Here is a 19,986-nt window from a genome sequence, read left to right as displayed (position 1 = left end):
GGGTCGCGAATGTATTCTGGGCAGGGGGACTAGTTGCCAGACGCAGACGTTGCCTTGAACAGCACGCAATCGGCGTACAATTGGCACGACGTGCGATTCATCGGCGCCGTAGCGGGTCGCTATGCGTTCAGCGATCGTCCGAGCGGCAGCGACGGCAAGCTGCCGGTCTATGCCTGCCGACTGTGCTCGATTTCGACCCGACTGGTCGTTCTGGTTGGCCCGGTTGACGGCAAGCGCGGCGAGAAAATCACCGCGCATTTCGAGGAATTCGGCATTATCCGCGGCACTATTGCCCGCCGTCTCGATGGCGGCTTTGCGGTGGATATCGACATGGATCAGGCGGCTCGCGACAAGCTTGGCGCCAAGATTGTCTGGCAGAAGCGCCGCGTCCACGACCAGGTTGCGGACAAGCGCGAGCATAAACGGATTGCCCCGCGCGATCCGCGGACCCAGATCGTGCTGGCAGATGGCCAGCGGTTGCCATGCTTCGTCATCGATATTTCCAGCTCGGGAGCGGCGGTTTCGGCCGAGTCCTGGCCAGAAATCGGGACGCCGATGGCGCTTGGCCGCCTGGTCGGACGCGTCGTGCGCTATCTGAGCGTTGGCTTTGCAATCCAGTTCATCGAATTGCAGCCATTCGAGCATCTTGAGGCCCTGATGACCTCGCCCGAAAGCGCTGTCAAAGCCGAGCTGGATTAGGGCGTGTTGAGCTTGAGGTGATGGTTGCCTGCAAACGGCGATTTTCTGCTCCAGTTCCCGATAGCGCCATGTTCGGCTCATCCTGAGGCGAATCTCAACACGGCCAGTCCAGGAGCTGATCGTCGCCGGCCTCAAGCGGCAGCCAAGTCCAGCGGTTTCGCCAACCGTGTTGTCTTTATCGCTGCTGTGTCGTATCCACCTGAAATGGCTAGAGCTGGTGCCGACCTCGCATTGCTGCTCCTTGGGGGCTTCCGTCATCTCGTGGCTGCAGCTCGGGAGGAGCTGGCACGGCGCGGCTACAACGACGTTAGTCCTGGGCATGATTTTGCCATGCGGGCTATCGTGGCAGGAGCGGGCAACGCTTCGGAGCTCGCCCGCCGCCTGTCGGTGACCAAACAGGCCGCGGCAAAAACGATCGCCGTGTTGCAGGAGCGCGGCTATGTAGGGCGGACCGAGGACGCGCACGACGCTCGCCGCAAGCTGCTGCAGGTTACCCCTCTGGGGTATAAGATGCTGGCGGAAGGCGAGGCGGTTTTCGAGGAACTGCGCACCCAATGGGAACGCCAGATCGGCGTTGACGAGCTGGCGAGACTGGAGGCCAGTTTGGTCGCCCTGGTTGGCGCTGCACCGATCAAGTTTGATGCGCCGGGCCAGATTGCGCCGGGCCTTGACGAAGGATCGGCGTAACGGGCTCCGGACTTGCCCTGGATTGGCGCCAACGGCTGAATTTGTGCGGTCGGCGCATCACTGTCGCCGCGCCGATTTGAATTTGGCGTTGAATCGCTGGAAGTCCTGCCGTTTGAGCGTTCCCTTAAGAACTTTAGCGTATTATCTTCGGGCAACGGACGTATCTTGGGGGAGATGCAATGGCGCAGGGTGCTGCTGCCCCGGCGGGAGGTCGACCAACGTCGCCGAGCCAGGAACTGCGGTTCGTTGGCGCGGTGCCTGGCCGTTATGCGCTGGCAGAAAGCGCGCTCGACCGCGATGGGCAATTGCCGGTCTATGCCTGTCGCCTGTGTTCCATCACCACTCAGGAAGCCGTTATCATCGGGCCGGTATCGGGCCGCGTCGGTGAAATTGTCAGTGCGCATTTCGATGAGTTTGGCGTGTATCGCGCCAAGGTAGCGCGCATCCTGCAGGCCGGACTGGTGCTGGAATTCATTCTTGGCGAGGAAGAGCGCAGCAAGCTGGCAACCAAGCTGTTCCTGATGCGCAAGAAGGAACATCAGCCCGGCCATGACCGGCGGGACCATGGCCGTTTCCTGCCGCGCGATCCGCGCTCCTCCCTGACCTTTGCCGATGGCACCAAAGTGGGGTGCTTCATCATCGATATGTCGCTGTCGGGCGTCGCAATTTCGGCCGATGTGGCGCCGCCGGTCGGTTCGGCATTGGCAGTGGGGCGGATAGTGGGGCGCGTGCAGCGCCACCTGGATGTCGGCTTTGCGGTGAGCTTTTTGCAGGAGCAGACGCGCGAGGCACTCGACACTTTGCTTGCCCCGGCGCCCTGACCGACGTGTTGTGACAATTATTTTCCGCGTTGCGCACCTAAACCGGTGGTGCGCGCCTCTTTACCCACAGCACCAGCATGAGGCGGTGCCAAAAGGGACGAAGAGATGTTTTATCGCAAGAATATTTATGCCTGGGAGCAGTGGGGTCGCGTGGTGATCGGGCTGGCAATGCTGGTTTGGGGCGTGCTTCCATCTGGCGGCGGGCTGCTGGGGTATGGCATTGCCGCAGTTGGGGTATTTTTGGGCCTGACCGGCGTGGTCGGGTTCTGCCCGGCCTGCGCCCTGGTGGGCCGCAAACTGCGGGATCACGTGTGACGTCGGGCCGCGTGGCCGCAGGTCTGCCAGCCGAATTGATTGCGCTGGCGCAGAATGGCGATCACGCGGCCATCGCCACGCTGCTGGGGCATGCCCAACCCGATATCCGCCGCTACGCCAAGCTCAATTGCCGGTTCGACGATATCGATGATGCGGTGCAGGATGCGTTATTGCTGGTCGTCCGGCGGATTTCCGGACTGCGCAGCGCTGCGGCCTTCGCGGGCTGGCTGTTCGCCATCGTCAAACGCGAGTGCTACCGGCTTGGCCGGCAAAGCCGGATGTTCGGGCAGCCGGTGGCGCATGTGCCGGAGCCGGCGCTGGCGCAGCGACCCGCACTGGAGCTGCAATATGACCTGGGCATGGCGATCCAGTCATTGCCGCCGCATTACCGCTCGGTGGTGCTCAAGCGGGACATGCAGGAAATGTCGCTGGACGAGTTGGCCGCCAGCGAGGGGATAACCCGCGAGGCGGTCAAGGCGCGTCTGAGGCGGGCGCGCGCGATGATCCGGGATTATCTAATTGACTGAGCATCAAAAAAGGGAGCCATGGGCCCCCCTTTTCGGTTCGGTGCAAACCGGCCTTAGGCCGAGTAGTACATTTCATATTCGACCGGATGCGGGGTGTGCTCGAACTTGATCACTTCCGTCATCTTCAGCTCGATGTAGCTGTCGATCTGGTCGTTGTCGAACACGCCACCGGCGAGCAGGTATTCACGGTCGGCAGACAGGCTTTCCAGAGCTTCGCGGAGCGAGCCGCAAACGGTCGGAATGGCCTTCAGTTCTTCCTTGGGCAGGTCATAGAGATCCTTGTCCATCGGCTCGCCGGGGTGGATCTTGTTGACGATACCGTCGAGGCCAGCCATCAGCATGGCGGCGAAGCCGAGATACGGGTTTGCCAGCGGATCGGGGAAGCGGATTTCGACGCGTTTGGACTTGGGCGAAATGCCGTGCGGAATACGGCACGACGCCGAGCGGTTACGGGCCGAGTAGGCCAGCAGCACTGGAGCTTCAAAGCCCGGGACCAGACGCTTGTAGGAGTTGGTGGTCGGGTTGGTGAAGGCGTTGATCGACTTGGCATGCTTGATGATGCCGCCGATGTAGTACAGCGCGTCCATCGACAGGCCGGCATACTGGTCGCCGGCGAACAGCGGCTTGCCGTCCTTCCAGATCGACTGGTGGCAGTGCATGCCCGAACCGTTGTCACCATAAACCGGCTTGGGCATGAAGGTTACGGTCTTGCCGTAAGCCTGGGCAACCTGCTGGATGACGTACTTGTAGATCTGGACCGAGTCAGCGGCCTTGATGATCGGGCAGAACTTGATGCCCAGTTCGTGCTGAGCCGAGGCCACCTCGTGGTGGTGCTTTTCGATCGGAACGCCCATGGCGCCCATGGCTGCCAGCATTTCGCCGCGCATGTCCTGAGCAGAGTCCAGTGGCGGAACCGGGAAGTAGCCCTTCTTGAGACCGATATGGTGGCCGTTGTTGCCGCCTTCATAATCGGTGTCGTTGTTGGTGGGGAGTTCCGAGTGATCGACCGAGAAGCCAACCTTGTAGGTGGTGTTGGAATACTTCACGTCGTCGAAGATGAAGAATTCTGGCTCTGGGCCAAAATACACGCTGTCGCCGATGCCCAGGGTCTTGACGTACTGCTCGGCCTTCTTGGCCGTGGTGCGTGGGTCGCGCGAGTAAGGCTGGTAGGTCAGCGGCTCGAGAATATCGCAGTTGATGCACAGGGTCGAGGCCGAGAAGAACGGGTCCATATAGGCCGAGTCCGGATCGGGCATCAGCACCATGTCGGATTCATTGATGGCTTTCCAGCCAGCAATCGAGGAGCCGTCGAACATCGTGCCTTCTTCGAACAGGTCTTCATCGACCATGGTCACGTCAAAGGTAACGTGCTGGAGCTTGCCGCGCATGTCGGTGAAGCGCAGGTCAAGATACTTGATGTCTTCGTCTTTCATCCGCTGAATGATTTCGGAGCCAGTCGTCATTGGTTTTTCCCTGTGTAGAAAGTTTTTGGATGGTTCTGGGCGCTGGCGCGCTGTTTCCTGACGGAAGCTACAGTGCGTCGTCGCCAAATTCGCCGGTACGGATTCGGATCGCCTGTTCGATCGAATAGACGAAGATCTTGCCGTCGCCAATGCGGCCGGTTTGCGCGGCGTTGCGGATGGCTTCGATGGCCTTTTCGGCCAGATCGTCGGGGCATACGACCTCGACTTTGACCTTGGGCAGGAAATCCACCACATATTCAGCGCCGCGATAGAGTTCGGTATGGCCTTTCTGGCGGCCGAAACCCTTGGCCTCGGTGACGGTAATCCCTTGCAGACCGACTTCCTGCAGCGCTTCTTTGACTTCGTCCAGCTTGAAAGGCTTTACGATGGCCTCGATCTTTTTCATTGCGTGCCTCTGTTCGCTTCTGGGCGGGTAACCCAAGGTGTATGCACGGCCTGTGCCAGCCGTTTACAAACTCTGAAAAGTCTATGGTTTTAGGGCGTTAGGGTAGGATGTTGATCTCACGCATAGGCGCAAAAAGCACGTTCGGATACATATTTTAGGCATCCTGCCTAAATTCTGTGCATTAGCCAGTTTGGCCCGGCACGCGGAGAATTACAATGACCGCGACGACACTCGCGCAAGAACAGCTGGACGCCTACAACGCCCGCGATCTGGAGCGGTTTCTGGCGTGCTTTGCCGAGGATGTCAGGGTTATCAGGCTGCCCGACATGGCGGTGTTGATCGAGGGAAAGGCAGCGTTCGGGGCATTTTATGCGGGTGAACGCTTTGTCCATCCCGACCTGCGTGCAGAACTGCTCAACCGGGTTGTGATCGGCTCCAGCGTTATCGACCACGAGCTTATTCACGGGCTGGGAGCCACACCGATCGAAATGGCGGTGATGTTGGTTGAGCGCGACGGCTTGCTTGCCACGGTGTTTTCTATTCCCGCCAAATCGCCAAAGCAGGCTTTGACTGGCACTTCAAGTTAGGTTAGACCCACGCGCAACCCGGCCAGCGGGTATTCTAGCGGGTGTGGCGGAACTGGCAGACGCACTGGATTTAGGTTCCAGCGCCGCAAGGCGTGAAGGTTCGACCCCTTTCACCCGCACCAGATTTTCCGCAGCACAGTTGAGTGCGCTGGCCCTACGCAGATCAAGAAGACGGGATTGAACCGAATGCAGGTTACCGAAACCCAGAGCGAAGGCCTGAAGCGCAAGCTGAGCCTGACTATTCCTGCCAAGGATCTGGTCACGCGGCTCAACGCCAAGCTGGACGAGCTCCGCAACACCGCCACCATCAAGGGCTTCCGCCCGGGCAAGGTGCCCACGGCCCACCTCAAGAAGATCTATGGCCGCTCGGCAATGTCCGAAGTGATGTCGGATGCGATCAACGCGACCGTTTCGGACACTCTGGAAAAGCGCGAAGAACGCGCTGCCGCCCAGCCGCAGGTTGATCTGCCGACCGATCAGACGGTGCTGAACGAGGTGCTCGATGGCAATGCCGACCTGGCATTCGATGTCAGCTACGAAGTGCTGCCACCGGTTGAACTGATGGAATTCAAGGGCATCAAGCTCGACAAGCCGATCGTCGAAATCAAGGACGAGGAAGTCGACGCCGAGGTGAACCGCGTGTTCGCGCAGAACCGTGGCTTCACCGACAAGGGCGACGATGCGATTGTTGAAGACGGCGACCGGCTTGGCCTGACCTTTGTTGGCAAGATCGATGGCAAGCCCTTCGATGGCGGCAGCTCCGATCACGCTCACCTGACCGTTGGGTCGGGCGAATTCATCCCGGGCTTCGAAGAGCAGCTCGTCGGCATGAAAAAGGGCGAGACCAAGGAAGTCAAAGTGACTTTCCCCAAGGATTATCAGAGCGCCGAACTGGCCGGCAAGAAGGCCGTGTTCGAGGTGACCATCCTGCATGCCGATGGTCCCAACAAGGGCGAGCTGGACGACGAGTTCACCAAGACGCTGGGCCTCGACAATGTTGCAGCATTCCGCGACGCGGTCCGCGCCCAGATGACCACGGCGCTGGCTTCGCTCAGCCGCCAGCACATCAAGCGCCAGATTCTGGATGCGCTCGATGAAGGCCACAAGTTCGACGTTCCCCAGTCGCTGGTGGATGCTGAGTTCGAATCGATCTGGCGCAATGTCCAGCATGAGATCGAATCTCATGGCCGCAGCTTTGAAGACGAAGGCACCACGGAAGCTGACGCCCGCGCGCAGTATCTCAAGATTGCCGAACGCCGCGTTCGCCTTGGACTGGTCGTTGCCGAAATCGGCAACAAGAACAGCGTTGAAGTGACGGACGAAGAGCACCAGCAGGCGCTGATCGCGGAAGTTCGCCGCTTCCCCGGCCAGGAACAGCAGGTGTACGACTATTACCGCAAGAACGCCCAGGCCCTGGCGGGGCTGCGTGCGCCGGTGTTCGAAAACAAGGTCGTCGACTTTGTGACCGAGCTTGCCAAGCAGACTGACAAGAAGATGACCCGCGAAGAACTCGCCAAGCTCATCCAGGCCGATCAGGACGACGTTCCCGAAGAACACCACCACTAAAGACACCGCCGCAAAGTCTACTGCGGCGGACGTCTAACGCGATTTTCTCCGCTTCCGGTGCTCACGTACCTAACGTACGTTGCGCTCCGGTTCTCGAAAATCGCGCCAGCCGACTCGCCGCAGCGACTTTCAACGATGTCTTGCAGTGCCAAATCAGGCCGCCCGGAAACGGGCGGCTTTTTTGTTGGGATTTGCTATTGAGTAGCGACCCCAGAATCGAGTGGTGAGTTTCATGCCCGGCGCCAATCCAGAAGTGCTTCTTAGTCCGCTCCAGATGGGGGAGGCGGACCGGCTGGTGATCAAGGGCGGGGTGCGCTCGTTCAAGCTGATGGAAGCGGCCGGACGGGCTGTGGTCGATGCGCTCGTCGAGCGCTATTACCAGCGCTCGGTGCTGGTACTGTGCGGGCCGGGCAATAATGGCGGTGACGGCTTTATTGTCGCGCAATTGCTCAAGGAGCGCGGCTGGCCGGTGCAGGTGCGGCTGTTTGGCGAGCGGGCGGAGTTGAAGGGGGATGCGGCGGCGGCGCTGGCATTGTGGACCGGCCGGATCGAGCGACCATCTGTTGATGATTTGAAGGGCACCGATCTGGTGGTCGACGCGCTGCTTGGCGCGGGGCTGAGCCGGGATGTCGATGGCGATCTGCTGGCCCTGATCGAGGCGATCAACGCGGCTGGCAAGACTGTGGTGAGCATTGATGTGCCCAGCGGGCTGGATGGGGCCAGTGGGCAGGTTTATGGCGCGGCGGTTCAGGCTGAACTGACTGTGACCTTCTTCCGCCTGAAGCCAGGGCATCTGCTGCAACCTGGGCGTGATCTGTGTGGGGGAACCGTGCTGGCCGATATCGGTATTCCCGCCAGCGTGCTGGAGACGATTGGCGCCAAGGCCTGGCGGAATACGCCGGAGCTGTGGACCATTCCTGCAGCGGCCAATCTGGGCAACAAGTTTAGCCGGGGGCATTGCGTGGTGGTTTCCGGCAACGCCATACAGAGCGGCGCATCGCGCCTGGCGGCGTGGGGTGCATTTCGCAGCGGCGTCGGGTTGGTGACGCTGGCGGGCGCGCGCGAGGCGCTGATGGTGCATGCAGCCCATGTCAGCTCGATCATGCTCAAACCGGCAGAAACCGCGGATGAATGGCGCGAACTGCTGGCGGATGAACGCATCAAGTCGGTGGTGATCGGACCGGCGGCGGGGACAGGTGCCGAAACCCATCGCAATGTGTTGGCGGTGCTTGCTGGCGGCGCGGCGGCCGTGCTGGACGGCGATGCGTTCACGGCATTCAAGGGAGATGGCGAAGCGCTGTTTGCTGCGATCAAGGCCAACCCGGCGCGTGCCGTGGTGATGACGCCGCATGAGGGGGAGTTTGTCAGGCTGTTCGGCGAGGTGCCCGGCTCAAAACTCGAAAAGGCGCGTGCGGCGGCGGCACATTCTGGCGCTACGATTATTCTGAAGGGCAGCGATACGGTAATTGCCTCGCCAGACGGGCGCGCAGCGATCAATGCCAATGCGCCGGCGACTTTGGGCACGGCAGGTTCAGGGGACGTGCTGGCTGGAATTGTGGCCGGATTTTTGGGGCAGGGCATGGCGGGGTTTGAAGCCGCCGCCGCGGGCGTGTGGGTCCATGCCGAGGCGGCGAACAAATTTGGTAGGCCGGGGCTGATCAGCGAGGATCTGCCGGGGCTGGTGCCGGAGGTTTTGGCGGGATTGGGAGTGAATTAAAGCTGCGGTGCAGCGAACTGACCCCAGCAGGCGACAAACATCCCGATGCAGAAGAGGCAAAATATCCCCAAGTGCAAGGTGCGCGCGATGATCGAGCGTTTCTTCAGGACGTTCTTTCTTGTCAAGAACATGAGTATTAGGGTTTGACTGCAGAAAATGACCGGATAGCCAATCAAGATTGCTATTCCAAGGCTCCAGGCCCAGCCGTGGGGTGAGCCAATCAATGCCCATGGCAGAATAGCCAATACCGCCAATGGAGCGGCGAGCACGGGTAGCCATGAGATCCTCACCATTCGACGCGCAGCCTTTCAAGTCCGTGGAAATGGTACACATCATTATAGCTCGGCGTTTCGGCCAGCTTTAGCCTTGGCAGGCGGCGGAACAGTTCCGTAAACGCCACTTGCAACTCGATGCGGGCGAGAGGCGCACCGATGCAGAAGTGGATGCCGGCGCCGAAGCTGACATTGGCCCCGTCGGTGCGGAAGGGGTCGAAGCTGTTGGGGTTGGAAAAGCGCAGCGGATCGCGATTGGCGGCGCCCAGCATCAGGCCGATGACCTGGCCCTTTTTGAACGCCATGCCGTTGTCGAGGGTGATGTCGCCGAGCGCATAGCGGGTGAACATGTGCAGCGGCGCGTCAAAGCGCAGGCACTCTTCGACCGTAGCGGCTGCCTGTTCGTCGGTGGCGAACAGGGTTTTGGGATCGAGACCGCTTTCGAGGATGGATTTGACGCCGTTGCCGGTGGTGTGGACCGTGGCTTCGTGGCCGGCATTGAGCAGCAGGATGGCGGTGGAGATCACTTCCTCGTCGCTGAGCTTTTCGCCGTTCTGCTCGGCGGTGATCATGTGGGTGAGCAGATCTTCCTTCGGCGCCTTGCGGCGTTCGGCAATGACCGTGCCCAGATAGGCCATGAAATCGAGCGAGGCCTGGTTGGCGTCGTGCTCGGTCACTTCATCGACGCCGAACATGTACATGGCCACCATCCGGTTGGACCAGTTGAGCAGTTGCGGCGCCATTTCGGTGGGCAGGCCCAGCATTTCGGCGATGACGATGGCCGGGATGGGCGCGGCGAAGGATTTGATCAGATCGGTGCCGCCATCGGCCGAGAAGCCATCGATCATTTCGTTGGCGAGGCGGACGATGCGGGGACGCAGTTGTTCGACGTGACGGGAAACAAAAGCGCGATTGACCAGGGTGCGCAGGCGGGTATGGGCGGGCGGCTCGAGGGCCAGCAGCGAATATTTCTCGGTCTGATCGAAGGCGGCCACGTGCGGCTTGGGCGCGGGCATTTTGAGTTCGGCGCGGGTAGCGACGTGCAAAATCTGCCGGCCGAAACGTTTGTCGCGGAGCAGGGCATTGACTTCCTTAAAGCCGGTGAAGCACCAATGACCGTAATTCTGCCAGTAGAAGCTGGGGTTTGCGGCATGGATGTGATGGTAGAACGCGTAGGGGTCCTGGTAGAAATTGGGATCACGCGGGTCGGCTTGTTCGACGGCTTGGGCGTTGGACATCAAATGCTCGGCTCAGGAAATTACCGTGATCCTACCCAGCGGACGGACGCGCCGCAATTGCCGATGACGGTGCAGGCATGAGTGACCAGCCGCTGCTGTTTCATTGCGTCTGCGGCCAGCAGGGTGAGGCCCCGGAGGCGGACGAACATCGCTGGGCCCAGATCGTTGGCTATGCGGGCCATTCGTCGGTGCGCTGGCATGATAATGCGGAAGCTGCGGAGGCGGATGAGCCGCCGATCTACCTGCTCGAAACCGCCCCGGAGGCTGGACGAGAGTACTGGCTGCGGCTGGATATGCCGTTTGCCCACCAGATCGGCGAGACGTTCTGGTGCCTCTATGAAGCACCGAATCTGCATTTCAACGGGTTGATCAATCTGCCCGAGGAAATCGGGTCAATGCGACTGGTTGCCTGCAAATTGCTGGGCTGGGAACGCCACGGCGAAAAATGCGTGGTGGGCAATGTGTCGGTGCGCGAAGTGGTGACGCTGGAGCAGTTGCAGAAGCGCCCGGCATTTCCGGTGATCGAGGCCGAGGTGGTGCGGGATTTCGAGTACGGTCGGCGGATCGTCGAACGGTTTGGCGGATTTCTGATCCTTGACCAGAACGTTGAGAGCGATGGCGGCGCCTGGGCGGTGTTGACCGACACTTCTGAGCCGGAACTGCTGTTGTTCGCGGTCTGGGGCAGCCATGCCGATTATGTCTGGGCCGGACGCGGGACGCTGTCGCCGGAACTGTCGGCGCGGTTGGCCGCAGCGATTGCCAAGGCAGGGTGAACCGATCTGCGGCTTGCGTCTCGGCAAAAAACCGCTAGTGCATTGCGCAAAGCCAATTGGAGTGTGCGCGCGTGACCGATCTGACCCTGACCCAGGCCATCGACAATATCTATGGCTCGCTGGCGGCCAATAATGATGAGCTGGATGGCCATATCGCGGTGCTGAAGCAGGTACTAGCGCGCGAGGGACTGAAAGAAGCGGTGTTCGAGCCAGCCAAGCTGGCCCAGAACAATCGCCAGGGCCGCAAGATCATGCAGGCCTATTTCCGCAAGAAGGGCGTTACGGTAGGCTTCTCGGCCTAGGGAACAATAAGCTCGACAAAGCCCCAAAATGAACTGCCGATGAGGAGGCCCACGAAGCCGCCGCCTATGCAGCAGGCGATTGCCCCAAGAATACCGCCGGCCGCAAAGCCAAATATTAGGCCGCCGACGGTTCCTATGCACAGACAGATGCCGAACCACACGGCACGTCCGATGCTCAGCAAGCGGATTATCATTGTCGGTACTCTCAACTAGCGCAGTTGAAATAGGCAGGCGGGGTTGATCGAACAAGTGCCAAGATCCTATTCACCCTTCCGGCACAAGGCTCACGCCGCCTATTGAACCTCGCCACTTTGCCGCCTATCTGTCGCTTTACCGCGTGTTAAGGCGGTATCGTCTGCAATCGGCCAATCGCGCTGATTCGATATTTTACGGAAATGGCCTGACGGTTCGCGCGAACCTTGGCCCAAGGGGCATCCGAAATGCGAGATCCACACGATCTTTATATGAATACGCTCGTGCCCATGGTGGTGGAGCAATCCAACCGCGGCGAGCGCGCGTTCGACATCTATTCGCGCCTGCTGCGCGAGCGCATCATTTTTGTGACCGGCGTGGTCGAAGACAACATGGCTTCGGTTATCGTGGCCCAGCTGCTGTTCCTTGAATCGGAAAATCCGAAAAAGGAAATCGCCATGTACATCAACTCGCCCGGTGGTGTGGTAACCGCTGGCCTGTCGATCTACGACACCATGCAGTTCATCCGTCCGCCAGTGGCAACGCTGTGCATGGGGCAGGCGGCCTCGATGGGTTCACTGCTGCTCGCGGCCGGTGAAGCCGGGATGCGTGGTTCGCTGCCGAACTCGCGTGTCATGGTGCATCAGCCCTCTGGCGGGTTCCAGGGTCAGGTCACCGACATCATGATCCACGCCAAGGAAGTTGAAGGCCTGAAGCGCCGGCTCAATCAGATTTATGTGAAGCACACCGGCCGCACCTATGAGGAAGTCGAAGCTGCGCTTGAACGCGACAACTTCCTTTCGGCCGAAGAAGCCAAGACTTTTGGGCTGATCGACAGCGTGTTCGAAAAGCGAGCGCTGCCGGAAGCGACCCCCTGATTGGCGTTAACGCCAATCCCGATACGCCGTGGACTGTGATGTTCACGCAATTGCCCCGGGCCGAATCGACCTTTAAGGTCGGTTCGGCTTAGATATTCTTTAGGCCTCATGCGTTAGCCTTTGAGTCGACGCTGATTTTGGAGGCATTTTGCCTCCGGGAGTGACTGGATGTCCAAAGAGACAACGAACGGCGAAACCTCCAAGAACACGCTTTATTGCTCGTTCTGCGGAAAATCGCAGCACGAAGTTCGCAAGCTGATCGCCGGTCCGACCGTGTTCATCTGTGATGAATGCGTCGAGCTGTGCATGGACATCATCCGCGAAGAGAACAAGACCTCGATGGTCAAGTCCTCCGATGGCGTGCCGACACCTGCAGATATCTGCAAGGTGCTCGACGACTACGTTATCGGCCAGTACCGCGCCAAGCGCGTGCTCTCCGTGGCCGTCCATAATCACTACAAGCGCCTGCACCACGCGACCAAGAACCAGGATATCGAACTTTCCAAGTCGAACATCCTGCTGATCGGTCCGACTGGTTCGGGCAAGACGCTGCTGGCGCAGACGCTGGCACGAATTCTCGATGTGCCATTCACCATGGCCGATGCGACCACGCTGACCGAAGCCGGCTATGTCGGCGAGGACGTGGAAAACATCATCCTCAAGCTGTTGCAGTCGGCTGACTACAACGTGGAAAAGGCACAGCGCGGCATCGTCTATATCGACGAAGTCGACAAGATTTCCCGCAAGTCGGACAATCCGTCGATCACCCGCGACGTTTCGGGCGAAGGCGTGCAACAGGCCCTGCTCAAGATCATGGAAGGCACCGTTGCCTCCGTGCCGCCGCAGGGCGGGCGCAAGCATCCGCAGCAGGAATTCCTGCAGGTCGACACCACGAACATCCTGTTTATCTGCGGTGGCGCGTTTGCGGGCCTGGAAAAGATCATCGCTGCTCGCGGCGAAAGCTCCTCGATCGGCTTTGGCGCGACGGTGAAGGATCCGCAGGATCGTCGTGTTGGCCAGATCCTGGCCGATGTGGCGCCGGAAGATCTGGTGCGGTTCGGCCTGATCCCGGAATTCATCGGCCGTCTGCCGGTGCTGGCGACGCTCGAAGATCTGGATATCGCAGCGCTGATCGAAATCCTGACCGCGCCAAAGAACGCTCTGGTGCGTCAGTACCAGCGGCTTTTCAACATGGAAGACGTGGAACTGACCTTCCACGAGGACGCGCTCAAGGCGATTGCCGAAAAGGCCATCGAACGCAAGACCGGCGCGCGCGGGCTGCGCTCGATCATGGAAGCCATCCTGCTCGACACCATGTATGACCTGCCATCGCTGGAAGGCGTGCAGGAAGTGGTGATCTCGGAAGAAGTGGTACGCGGCAAGGACGTCCGTCCGCTCTACATCTATGCCGAGCGCAAGAAGGACGAGCCGGTTACCGCTTGATCCTTTCGGCCTGAGAATTTTGAAACGCCGGGGTTCGCCCCGGCGTTTTTTGTTTGTGCCGGCTGATTTCGCAAACTCTCACAAAAGCGGGCGGTGTGACAGCTTCGGTCTGGCGCAGGTGGAGTTGATTGGCTACAGCTTGGGGCAGCCCCGAAACCGTTGGAAACATAAGGGCATCCAATGACAGTCGATACTGCGCCAACGCCCGAAGACGACACCGGGTTTGATCCCAATGGGGTCCGCGACGAGGACGGCCATATCAACCAGATATGGCTCGACACGCTGCGCGATCATTTGGCCAATGAGGCCTCCGCCGACATCATCGAGATGATGGCGGAGCTGCATCCTGCCGACATGGGCGACGTGCTGGAAGCGCTTGGGCGCGGCGAGCGTTTGGCACTGGTGCAGACGCTGGGTGACCGGTTCGACTATTCGGCGCTGACCGAGGTCGATGAATCCGTCCGTATCGACCTGATGGAGCTGTTGCCGAACGCCGACATCGCGCGTGGCGTCAGCGGGCTGGACAACGACGACGCGGTCTCGATCCTTGAGGACATGGAGCAGGTCGACCGTGACGAGGTGCTGTCGGCGCTACCGACCTTCGAGCGGCTCAACCTGCGGCGCAGCCTGGACTTTCCCGACGAGTCCGCCGGCCGCCGGATGTCGACGGATTTCATTGCCATTCCGCCGTTCTGGACGGTGGGGCAGACCATTGACTATCTGCGCAAGGAGCGCGATCTGCCCGAGGAATTCTACCAGATCTACGTGGTGGATGCGTCCTACACCGTGCTGGGGACCATACCGCTGGACAAGTTCCTGCGTTCCAGCCGGCAGACCAAAAACGAAGCCATCATGAACACCAACGTGTTGCTGGTGGATGCCAATGTCGACCAGGAAGAAGCGGCGCGGGATTTCGAACGCTACGATCTGATCGAAGTCGGTGTGGTCGACGAAGGCAAGCGCCTCGTCGGCGTTTTGACCATCGACGACATGGTGGACGTTATCCACGAAGAAGCGACCGAGGATATTCGGCTGCTGGCTGGTGTGGGCGACGAAGAAATCTCGGACAGTGTCTGGGACGCGCTCAAGAGCCGTTCGACCTGGCTGTTCGTCAACCTGCTGACCGCGATCCTGGCCTCGTCGGTGATCGGGCTGTTCGATGTGACCATCGACAAGATGGTGGCACTGGCGGTGCTGATGCCGATCGTTGCGTCAATGGGCGGCAATGCCGGGACGCAGACCATGACCATCACCGTGCGTGCGCTGGCGATGCGCGAGCTGGACCGGCGCAAGATCAACCGCCTGGTGTTCCGCGAGGTGATGGTGGGCCTGCTCAACGGGCTGATTTTTGCCGTCATCATGGGCGTGATCGCCGCACTGTGGTTCCGGAACACCGGTCTCGGCGCAGTGATCGGCATGGCGCTGATCGTCAACCTGTTTGCTGCCGGCCTGGCTGGGATATTGATTCCATTGGGACTGGCGCGGCTGGACATCGACCCCGCCGTGGCATCGAGCGCCTTCGTGACGACGGTCACCGATGTGGTTGGCTTCTTTGCGTTTCTGGGCCTGGCCGGGCTGTGGTTTCACCTGTTTTAGGCGGCTTCGAAAGCCCGTCGGCTATAGATGGCTGTTTAGCAGAACGGTTTGGCCGTCATTAACGAAACCTTACCGAAACGGGGGATTGCAGCAACTTCCGCGCTTGCAAAGCATTTATGACGCAGTTAACGTTTTATTACCGGGTGGGGCATGTGGGCCACACTATGTCGAATCCCGGAGTGAACGGCTGACAAGGAGCAAGCATGCGAAGTCAACCGAAGGCCAATATATGGCAGGCGGCAACCTGGACACTGGTTTGTCTACTGGCGATGGGGTTGGTTCTGTCCGTCGTAGCAGGCGTCTAGACGAACACTTTTCACTGAGAAATTATGGCAAGGGCGCCCGGCCACCGGCGCCCTTGTTCTTTCTGGAAAGGCCAAACCATGAAGCTGCTGATCGGCAACCGCAACTATTCGACCTGGTCGCTCCGGCCGTGGCTGGTACTGGCGCATTTCGACATTGCCTTCGAAGATGAGGTGATCCAGCTCAGCGGGCCTGGATTTCGCGACTATCTGGCGACACGATCCCCGACCGGCAAAGTGCCGGTGCTGATCGACGGCGATCTGGTGGTGCCCGAAACCATCGCTATCATCGAATATCTGGCGGACAAGTTCCCGGACAAGGCGATCTGGCCTGCCGACATCAAGGATCGCGCGATGGCGCGCGCCGCCAGCGCCGAGATGCATTCGAGTTTTACCGGGCTGCGCAACCATGCGCCGATGAATTTGCGCGCCTCATATCCAGGCCGGGTTAATCTGGATGACGTGGCCAAGGAGCTCCATCGGGTGGAAACACTGCTGGGTGGGCTGCTGGCGCGCTCGGGTGGGCCATTCCTGTTTGGAGCGTTCACCGGGGCCGACGCGATGTTTGCGCCGCTGGCGACGCGGCTGCGGACCTATGACCTGCCGGTGTCGGATGTGCTGACCGGTTATGTCGAGGCGATCTATGCACTGCCGGCGTTCCAGCGCTGGCTGGCCGAGGCGCTGAAGGAGCCGTGGATCATTGATGATGACGAGATCGATGTGATCCAGGGCAAGGTCGCGCGGGGCACGCTGGCATGATCCATATGGTCAAACTCTGTGTCGGCGTGTCGAGCTTTGAGGAGTTGGAGAGCTATCGCAACGAGCGGGCGCATTGGTGGGGCGCCAATTATGGCGAGGACGTGCACGTTCATCGCACGAGGATGATGCCGAAGCGGGCCGACGAGATCGAGGGGAGGGCATCGATCTATTGGGTGATCGCCGGCGTTATCGCCTGCCGGCAACCCATCCTGCGCCTGCAGCCCTACACCGATGGCGAGGGCAAGAATTACTGCGACATCATCATGTCCACGGACCTGTATCGAACCGTGCCATACCCGAAGCGCCCCTTCCAGGGCTGGCGCTATCTGCCGCTTGGTGATGCACCGCCTGATCTGGCTGCCAATGGCAATGAAGGTGCCGAGGAACTGGCGGCTGACCTGGCTCGACTTGGGTTGATCTGACGCGCGTTAAGCGTTTAACAAATGTTAACCACGCCACCACTTGTTCGGCGGGCGCGAAGCAGTCACACTTGTTGGGCTGCGGAGCGAGGGACGAATGGACAGAACGGGCGCACACGTCATTGTCGTCGGCAATGAAAAGGGCGGCTCGGGTAAATCCACGACCGCGTTTCACCTGGCAATCTATCTGCTCTATCAAGGCTACAAGGTTGCCAGCATCGACGTTGATAGCCGGCAGCAGACCTTTACCCATTACGTGCGCAATCGGCGCGACTGGGCGCAGCGGCATGGCCTGAAAATTCCGCATACGACGCATTATCATTTGCCGCTGTCACGCGGGGATTCGATCCGCGAGAACCATCAGCTGGAGTTCGACCTGTTCCGTCAGGCCGTCGGCGAGGTGGAGCAGAACGTTGATTTCCTGGTGGTGGACACGCCGGGCTTCGACACCAACCTGACCCGGCTGGCCCATGCGCTGGCCGATACGCTGGTGACCCCGATCAATGACAGCCTGATTGATCTCAACGTCATTGCGCAGATCGATCCAGTGACGGGCGAGCCGCGCGAGATGAGCCACTATGCAAGATTGGTGCAGCGCGCCCGTTCGGAGCGACTGGCCATCGACGGGCAAAATATCGACTGGGTGCTGGTGCGTAACCGCATCTCGATGCTGTCATCGCGCAATATGCGGCAGGTGCAGACCATGCTGGAAAAGATCGCCATGCGGCTGGGCTGCCGGGTGGCGGACGGCATTGCGGAGCGGGTGATTTTCCGGTCGCTGTTTCCGACGGGGATGACGGTGTTCGATTCGCTGGATGAAAACCTGTTGGGCGGTCTGCCCTCGATGTCCCACATGAGCGCGCGGCAGGAGTATCGCGCGTTGGTAGAGGCCTTGCACCTGCCGATCACCGCCAAGGCGGAAGCCCGTCAGGTGGCGATAGCAAACACCCCGGCACCGGAAGAGGACACGGTGAGCAAGTTCATCCACATGCTGCAGGGCGACGTCTAGACCTATTGATGGTCGCCGAACTGCATGCGCAGGGCGCGTTTGCCGCCGGGGGCAAATACGTCGAGATCGATGTGGACGCGGGGCTGGACCAGCCGGCGGGTGCGGGCCGAAAGGGCCATCACCGCGCTGAGCAGTTCACCAACGCCGCGACGCTGCTTGGGCAACATGCGGGCCGTCATCCCATCCAGCGCGCGACGGCGCGTGGCTGAGTTTTCCGAGGCCAGGGCTGACTTGCCAATGAAATTGGCCAGTTCGGTCAAGGCGGACACTTCGCTCATTGGGCTACTCCATACACAGGCGCCAATAGTGCTTGGTCTAAACAGCGCGGGCTCGAACAGAGCCTGTACTGGCAGTCAAATTCAGCCCTGCATCGCCAGGCAGCTCAGGTTCTGCTGCTTGAGTTGGTTGCAGGTATCGGTTGCCGCGTCGCGTCCGCCGAAGCCGACGAAACGGGCGCGGAAGAAGGTCTGGCCGTTCTTTTCAAAGCGTTCGACCGAGGCGCGATAGTCATTGAGGCCAGCAAGTTTGCTGGACGCCTCGGTGAGCAGGCCGCGGGCGCTTTCCTCGGACTGGCCAGCGCCAACCTGCACGACCCAGTTGCCGACTGGAGCGGCTCCGGGGGCGGCGGCAGGGACGGTGCCGCTGGTCATCAGGTCAACGGGCTGGCCACCCACGGCGCCAGGCGGCAGCAGTGGGGCCGATGGCGCGGTCTGGCCAAGAGCGGCCGGTGGAGCGCCGAGCTTGTAGTTGTCGCTGAGCCAGGCGCCGATCACATCTTCGGACGGATTGGCGGGGCGCGGGGCCTGCGACGGGGCGGCGAGCACGTTGGCTGCCTGTACCGCAGGCTGCAGGCCCAGGTCGGCCGGCATCTGTGCGGGAACGGGAGCGACGCTGGCTACGCGCACTTCGGACTGCATTGGTGCGCCGGCCGGCTGGGCGCCATTAGCGGCCACAAGCTGGGCCAGGCGAAAACCGGGTAGCGGCATTGGCACCACGAAGCGGTTTGCCGAATTGGCAGTTGGCGCGGCGGTTTGAGCGACGGCGACCTGCACGTTGGAGTTACCCTGACGGCCCGGCTGCGGGATCATTGCGGTCTGCAGATAGCCACCGCTGCGGGCGGCGGGCAGATATTTGGCAACCAGATCGCGCACCTTCTGGTCGCGGGCGCCACCAGAGTTGAAACCGAAGGCGACGACTACGATGTGGCGATTGTCCTTGCGCGCCGCGGTCAGCAGGTTCGAACCCGCCGCATTGATATAGCCGGTCTTGATGCCGTCGACGGCGCCCATATAGCCCAGCACGCGGTTATGGTTGCCATAAGTGCGGCGGCCGTAGGAGAAGCTGCGGGTCTGGAAGAATTCGTAATAGTTCGGGAAATGCTCATAAACGGCGATGCCCAGGATGGCCTGGTCCCGCACGGTCGTGAGCTGGCCGCCATCGGGCAGGCCCGAAGCGTTGCGGTAGGTGGTGTGACGCATGCCAAGCGCGCGAGCGGTTGCCGTCATGCGCTGGGCGAACTTTTCTTCGCTGCCGGAAATGTTTTCGGCAATGACGCGGGCCATGTCATTGGCGGAAATTGTGACGATCGACTTGATCGCATCTTCCACCGAAATGGTGGAGCCAGCGCGCAAGCCCAGCTTGGTGGGCGAGGCAGCAGCGGCGTGGGCCGACACGGTCATCTTGGTGGAGAGCTTGAGATTGCCGGCCGCCAGTTCCTGAAACAGGATGTAAAGCGTCATCACCTTGGTGACGGAGGCCGGATAGCGCGGGCTATCGGCGGCATTCTCGTACATCACCTTGCCGGATTTGGCGTCGACGACAATGCCGGCTTCGCGGCGCAGGTTTTCAATGGCGTGGGCCGGTGCGACAGCTGCGGCGAATACGAATGCAGCGACGAGGGCGCGTGCAAAAATGGCACGCCAAGGGGATTGCGCCTGAGAAGCCACCCGGTACTCCAACTCATTACTCTCGGACGCTTCTGCGTCCGTACACAACTGGTTACTAAGACGGATCGG

General features: G+C 60.6%; 21 protein-coding genes and 1 tRNA gene. 17 read left to right on the top strand and 5 right to left on the bottom strand.

Annotated features, from left to right (window positions below; genetic code table 11):
• Positions 1-33: 33 nt before the first annotated feature.
• From ABIT12_RS01605 to ABIT12_RS01585, 5 genes are all read left to right on the top strand, one after another.
• Positions 34-699: a PilZ domain-containing protein gene (locus tag ABIT12_RS01605; RefSeq protein WP_348041729.1), complete on the top strand. Its 666-nt coding sequence runs from the start codon at positions 34-36 to the stop codon at positions 697-699.
• 330 nt (positions 700-1,029) lie between these two features.
• On the top strand, positions 1,030-1,386 hold the full coding sequence (locus ABIT12_RS01600) for a MarR family winged helix-turn-helix transcriptional regulator (protein WP_348041727.1): 357 nt from the start codon (positions 1,030-1,032) through the stop codon (positions 1,384-1,386).
• A gap of 179 nt (positions 1,387-1,565) precedes the next feature.
• The gene (locus ABIT12_RS01595) at positions 1,566-2,207 is read left to right on the top strand and encodes a PilZ domain-containing protein (RefSeq protein ID WP_348041725.1); all 642 of its coding nucleotides are present in this window, start codon (positions 1,566-1,568) and stop codon (positions 2,205-2,207) included.
• Positions 2,208-2,312: 105 nt separating this feature from the next.
• Positions 2,313-2,522 (top strand): DUF2892 domain-containing protein, encoded by a 210-nt coding sequence (locus ABIT12_RS01590; RefSeq protein ID WP_348041723.1) that lies wholly within the window; start codon positions 2,313-2,315, stop codon positions 2,520-2,522.
• Complete coding sequence (locus ABIT12_RS01585; protein WP_348041721.1) at positions 2,519-3,049, top strand: sigma-70 family RNA polymerase sigma factor; 531 nt, start codon at positions 2,519-2,521, stop codon at positions 3,047-3,049. The genes ABIT12_RS01590 and ABIT12_RS01585 overlap by 4 nt, the downstream gene beginning before the upstream one ends.
• A gap of 53 nt (positions 3,050-3,102) precedes the next feature.
• Here the strand turns inward: ABIT12_RS01585 and glnA are convergent, their stop codons facing one another.
• Positions 3,103-4,512 (bottom strand): type I glutamate--ammonia ligase, encoded by a 1,410-nt coding sequence (glnA, locus tag ABIT12_RS01580; RefSeq protein ID WP_348041719.1) that lies wholly within the window; start codon positions 4,510-4,512, stop codon positions 3,103-3,105.
• A 67-nt stretch (positions 4,513-4,579) separates the two neighbouring features.
• Entirely contained in the window at positions 4,580-4,918 is a 339-nt protein-coding gene (locus tag ABIT12_RS01575) for a P-II family nitrogen regulator (RefSeq protein WP_046136017.1), read from the bottom strand.
• Between the two features lie 215 nt (positions 4,919-5,133).
• Between ABIT12_RS01575 and ABIT12_RS01570 the strand changes: the two genes are divergently transcribed.
• The 4 genes from ABIT12_RS01570 (at position 5,134) to ABIT12_RS01555 (ending at position 8,788) form a co-directional block, all read left to right on the top strand.
• Positions 5,134-5,505 (top strand): nuclear transport factor 2 family protein, encoded by a 372-nt coding sequence (locus ABIT12_RS01570; RefSeq protein ID WP_348041717.1) that lies wholly within the window; start codon positions 5,134-5,136, stop codon positions 5,503-5,505.
• 37 nt (positions 5,506-5,542) lie between these two features.
• A tRNA-Leu gene (locus ABIT12_RS01565) sits at positions 5,543-5,627 on the top strand.
• Positions 5,628-5,691: 64 nt separating this feature from the next.
• Positions 5,692-7,071, top strand: coding sequence for a trigger factor (gene tig, locus ABIT12_RS01560; RefSeq protein ID WP_348041715.1), 1,380 nt, complete (start codon positions 5,692-5,694; stop codon positions 7,069-7,071).
• 232 nt (positions 7,072-7,303) lie between these two features.
• Positions 7,304-8,788 carry an NAD(P)H-hydrate epimerase gene (locus ABIT12_RS01555; protein WP_348041801.1) on the top strand — a complete coding sequence of 495 codons (1,485 nt, stop codon included), beginning with the start codon at positions 7,304-7,306 and terminating at the stop codon, positions 8,786-8,788.
• A gap of 286 nt (positions 8,789-9,074) precedes the next feature.
• On the opposite strand, the gene ABIT12_RS01550 is transcribed toward ABIT12_RS01555, so the two are convergent.
• On the bottom strand, positions 9,075-10,298 hold the full coding sequence (locus tag ABIT12_RS01550; protein WP_348041713.1) for a cytochrome P450: 1,224 nt from the start codon (positions 10,296-10,298) through the stop codon (positions 9,075-9,077).
• A 77-nt stretch (positions 10,299-10,375) separates the two neighbouring features.
• Between ABIT12_RS01550 and ABIT12_RS01545 the strand changes: the two genes are divergently transcribed.
• The 8 genes from ABIT12_RS01545 (at position 10,376) to ABIT12_RS01510 (ending at position 17,971) form a co-directional block, all read left to right on the top strand.
• Positions 10,376-11,071 carry a hypothetical protein gene (locus ABIT12_RS01545; RefSeq protein WP_348041711.1) on the top strand — a complete coding sequence of 232 codons (696 nt, stop codon included), beginning with the start codon at positions 10,376-10,378 and terminating at the stop codon, positions 11,069-11,071.
• A 71-nt stretch (positions 11,072-11,142) separates the two neighbouring features.
• Positions 11,143-11,373 (top strand): hypothetical protein, encoded by a 231-nt coding sequence (locus tag ABIT12_RS01540; protein WP_348041709.1) that lies wholly within the window; start codon positions 11,143-11,145, stop codon positions 11,371-11,373.
• Between the two features lie 440 nt (positions 11,374-11,813).
• Entirely contained in the window at positions 11,814-12,443 is a 630-nt protein-coding gene (locus ABIT12_RS01535) for an ATP-dependent Clp protease proteolytic subunit (protein WP_348041707.1), read from the top strand.
• Between the two features lie 168 nt (positions 12,444-12,611).
• Complete coding sequence (gene clpX / locus ABIT12_RS01530) at positions 12,612-13,886, top strand: ATP-dependent Clp protease ATP-binding subunit ClpX (RefSeq protein ID WP_348041705.1); 1,275 nt, start codon at positions 12,612-12,614, stop codon at positions 13,884-13,886.
• A 180-nt stretch (positions 13,887-14,066) separates the two neighbouring features.
• Positions 14,067-15,482 carry a magnesium transporter gene (gene mgtE, locus ABIT12_RS01525; RefSeq protein WP_348041703.1) on the top strand — a complete coding sequence of 472 codons (1,416 nt, stop codon included), beginning with the start codon at positions 14,067-14,069 and terminating at the stop codon, positions 15,480-15,482.
• Between the two features lie 383 nt (positions 15,483-15,865).
• Positions 15,866-16,543, top strand: a complete 678-nt coding sequence (locus ABIT12_RS01520) for a glutathione S-transferase family protein (protein WP_348041701.1) — start codon at positions 15,866-15,868, stop codon at positions 16,541-16,543.
• Positions 16,540-16,965: a DUF1489 domain-containing protein gene (locus ABIT12_RS01515; protein ID WP_348041699.1), complete on the top strand. Its 426-nt coding sequence runs from the start codon at positions 16,540-16,542 to the stop codon at positions 16,963-16,965. The genes ABIT12_RS01520 and ABIT12_RS01515 overlap by 4 nt, the downstream gene beginning before the upstream one ends.
• A gap of 94 nt (positions 16,966-17,059) precedes the next feature.
• On the top strand, positions 17,060-17,971 hold the full coding sequence (locus tag ABIT12_RS01510; RefSeq protein WP_348041697.1) for a division plane positioning ATPase MipZ: 912 nt from the start codon (positions 17,060-17,062) through the stop codon (positions 17,969-17,971).
• Positions 17,972-17,973: 2 nt separating this feature from the next.
• On the opposite strand, the gene ABIT12_RS01505 is transcribed toward ABIT12_RS01510, so the two are convergent.
• Positions 17,974-18,249, bottom strand: a complete 276-nt coding sequence (locus tag ABIT12_RS01505) for a hypothetical protein (RefSeq protein ID WP_348041695.1) — start codon at positions 18,247-18,249, stop codon at positions 17,974-17,976.
• Positions 18,250-18,330: 81 nt separating this feature from the next.
• Positions 18,331-19,917 (bottom strand): serine hydrolase, encoded by a 1,587-nt coding sequence (locus ABIT12_RS01500; RefSeq protein WP_348041693.1) that lies wholly within the window; start codon positions 19,915-19,917, stop codon positions 18,331-18,333.
• Between the last annotated feature and the right edge of the window lie 69 nt (positions 19,918-19,986).

This window comes from Devosia sp., from assembly GCF_039927955.1.
Lineage (GTDB): Bacteria > Pseudomonadota > Alphaproteobacteria > Rhizobiales > Devosiaceae > Devosia.
Note: the sequence above shows the minus strand (reverse complement) of the source record. Positions and strands in the feature narration are given on the sequence as shown.